This window comes from Pseudomonas sp. HMWF006, assembly GCF_003061205.1.
Classification (GTDB): Bacteria; Pseudomonadota; Gammaproteobacteria; order Pseudomonadales; family Pseudomonadaceae; genus Aquipseudomonas; species Aquipseudomonas monsensis.
Genome location: NZ_QAIU01000619.1, coordinates 870 through 3,216 on the forward strand (window position 1 = coordinate 870; position 2,347 = coordinate 3,216).

The 2,347-nt window shown below is 60.2% G+C and carries 3 protein-coding genes and 1 pseudogene; 2 read left to right on the forward strand and 2 right to left on the reverse strand.

The window, feature by feature from the left end; all coding sequences use genetic code 11:
• Together dcd and DBR24_RS28735 are read left to right on the forward strand one after the other, a co-directional pair.
• Window positions 1–519: dCTP deaminase (dcd, locus tag DBR24_RS28730; protein ID WP_218278159.1), on the forward strand; the 519-nt coding region annotated here is incomplete at its 5' end.
• A 107-nt stretch (window positions 520–626) separates the two neighbouring features.
• Window positions 627–836 (forward strand): hypothetical protein, encoded by a 210-nt coding sequence (locus DBR24_RS28735; protein ID WP_128616388.1) that lies wholly within the window; start codon window positions 627–629, stop codon window positions 834–836.
• 46 nt (window positions 837–882) lie between these two features.
• On the opposite strand, the gene pdeM is transcribed toward DBR24_RS28735, so the two are convergent.
• Both pdeM and DBR24_RS28745 read right to left on the reverse strand, forming a co-directional pair.
• The gene (gene pdeM, locus DBR24_RS28740) at window positions 883–1,539 is read right to left on the reverse strand and encodes a ligase-associated DNA damage response endonuclease PdeM (RefSeq protein WP_128616389.1); all 657 of its coding nucleotides are present in this window, start codon (window positions 1,537–1,539) and stop codon (window positions 883–885) included.
• Window positions 1,536–2,347: pseudogene (locus DBR24_RS28745) on the reverse strand (DNA ligase-associated DEXH box helicase); the annotation flags it as partial. The pseudogene DBR24_RS28745 and the gene pdeM, both read right to left, overlap by 4 nt.

The following is a 2,347-nucleotide window of genomic DNA, read 5'->3' on the forward strand; positions in this document are numbered from 1 at the left end:
GGCATGATCGAGCCGTTCGTCGAGCGTCAGATGCGCGGCAGCGACGACAGCCGTGTGATCTCCTACGGCGTGTCGAGCTACGGCTACGATGTGCGTTGCACCAACCATTTCAAGGTGTTCACCAACATCAACTCGGCCATCGTCGATCCGAAAAACTTCGATGCCGGCAGCTTCGTCGACATCCACAGCGATGTCTGCATCATCCCGCCGAACTCTTTCGCCCTGGCCAGCACCGTCGAGTATTTCCGCATCCCGCGCAATGTATTGACCATCTGCCTGGGTAAAAGCACCTACGCGCGTTGCGGCATCATCGTCAACGTCACCCCGCTCGAGCCAGAGTGGGAAGGTCACGTGACCCTGGAGTTCTCCAACACCACCAACCTGCCGGCGAAAATCTACGCCAACGAAGGCGTGGCACAGATGCTGTTCCTTGAGTCCGACGAGGAATGTGAAGTTTCTTACAAGGACCGTGGCGGCAAGTACCAGGGCCAGCGTGGCGTGACCTTGCCGCGTACCTGATCCGTCCATCCGACAGATCACGGGAATTCTTTGGCGGGCAGACACTCTATGGGGTGTACTGCCCGTTTTTGTTTCTGTCGAAACGGGCCTTCGCCGAGGAGTGCCCTATGAAGATCGATCCGCAAATCACTGCCGAACTGGCAAGGCTTGAGCCCAATCAGGTTGGCGTATTGGCCTGGTCATTGTTGGCGCACCCGCCTCTGAGCATGGCCGGTGGAATTCCCGGTCAGCCCGACCCCGATACCCCCAACGAACAACCGACCGAGCCGGGCGAGCCGATGCTTCCGGACGAGCCGCCACCGGCACCGGTTGCCTGATCTGCGTTGAAAACCAATGGCCAGTCAGTCGAGGTCTGCAACGACTTCAACTGACTGGCCATATTTCGTTGTCACCGATGACGAAAATCCTGCAGCTTTCCTCCTTCTCGACCGGATACCCCCCGGTAAATGCGCCAAAGGCCGGTAGCAGGCTGATGCCTTCGCTGAGCCTGAAACACGCCAGGCGCAAACTTTGTCGACCCTTGCCATGTAGCCGATACACGGGATGCACATGACCGGCCAGCACGTGTCTTTCAGAATGCGGGTCCGGTTCATGCTGCAAAGCGAACGGTCCTATCAGCAGCGGTTCAGGCACGACCCGGATATTCAGCGAATCAGGCGGATCGCCCGCGCGTTTGTCGTGATTGCCACGGATCAGTGTCATCGGCAGTTCGGCGTGGCGCGCTCGCCATTGCGCCAAGGCGTTTAGCGTACCCTCTGCATGGGAGCCGGGCCCGTGCAGAAAATCGCCGAGAAATATCAGTTGCCGGCAGGGCAGTTTCGCCAGCAATCGGTCAATCACCGCGATATTGCTCGCCGTGGTGCCTTGCGGGACCGGTTGACCGAGGCTGCGGTAGGCGGCGGCTTTGCCGAAATGCACATCGGCTATCAGCAAGGCTTGTTGCGCTGGCCAGTACAGGGCCTTCTCCGGCAGCAACCAGAGGTCTTCACCTGCCAACCGCACAGGGTAGGGCGCGCTCATCGGGATTTGCCCTTGTCGGCGGATTTTTCCAGGTCGCCGACCATACGTCTGATGCGGTCAGCGAGTTTCTCTGAACTCATGCTTTCGCGCATGCGTTCCACCAGCAGTGGAAACCCCAGTGGCGTAGGACGCTTTATCTGATGCACGTCGAGTTTCATCCGGTTGATGTGCTCCAGTGTCTGTTCCAGACGTTGAATATCCAGTTCTTCTCGTAAGACTTCTTCCCCGGCCTGGGCCAGCAACAGGTTGTCGGCGTCGTATTGTTTGAACACTTCGAAAAACAGGCCGCTGGAGGCCTGCACCTGACGGGTGCTTTTCGGCGCGCCGGGGTAACCGGCGAACACCAGTCCGGCAATTCGGGCGATTTCGCGAAAGCGCCGCAGGGCCAACTCGCCCGCGTTGAGACTGGCGAGCACATCCTTCAATAACTGTTCGGGGCTGAGCAATGCGGTATCGAGTTGCTCGGCCCAGTCCACAGGCGTGGCGCTGAGCAATTCCAGCCCGTAGTCGTTCACCGCGATGGAGAACGTCAGCGGCTGGCGCTGGCTGACGCGCCAGGCCAGCAGGCTGGCGAGCCCCAGATGCACCTGACGACCGGCGAACGGGTAGAGGAAAAGGTGCCAGCCTTCGCGGGATTTCAGCACTTCTGCGAGCAAATTATCGGTGGTGGGCAGGCCAGACCAGCGTGTCTGGGTGTCCAGCAATGGCCGCAAGGCGTGCATTTCCGGGCCGGCGAACGCGCCCTCTGCGGCGGCGCTGAAGCGCCTGACCACGGCCTCGGCCAGTTCATTGGAGAGCGGCATGCGCC

What these genes read in the sequence shown, in the direction of transcription:
- DBR24_RS28735 (WP_128616388.1), top strand. Translation starts at nt 627, where the DNA reads ATGAAGATCGATCCGCAAATCACTGCCGAACTGGCAAGGCTTGAGCCC.
- pdeM (WP_128616389.1), bottom strand. Translation starts at nt 1,539, where the DNA reads ATGAGCGCGCCCTACCCTGTGCGGTTGGCAGGTGAAGACCTCTGGTTG.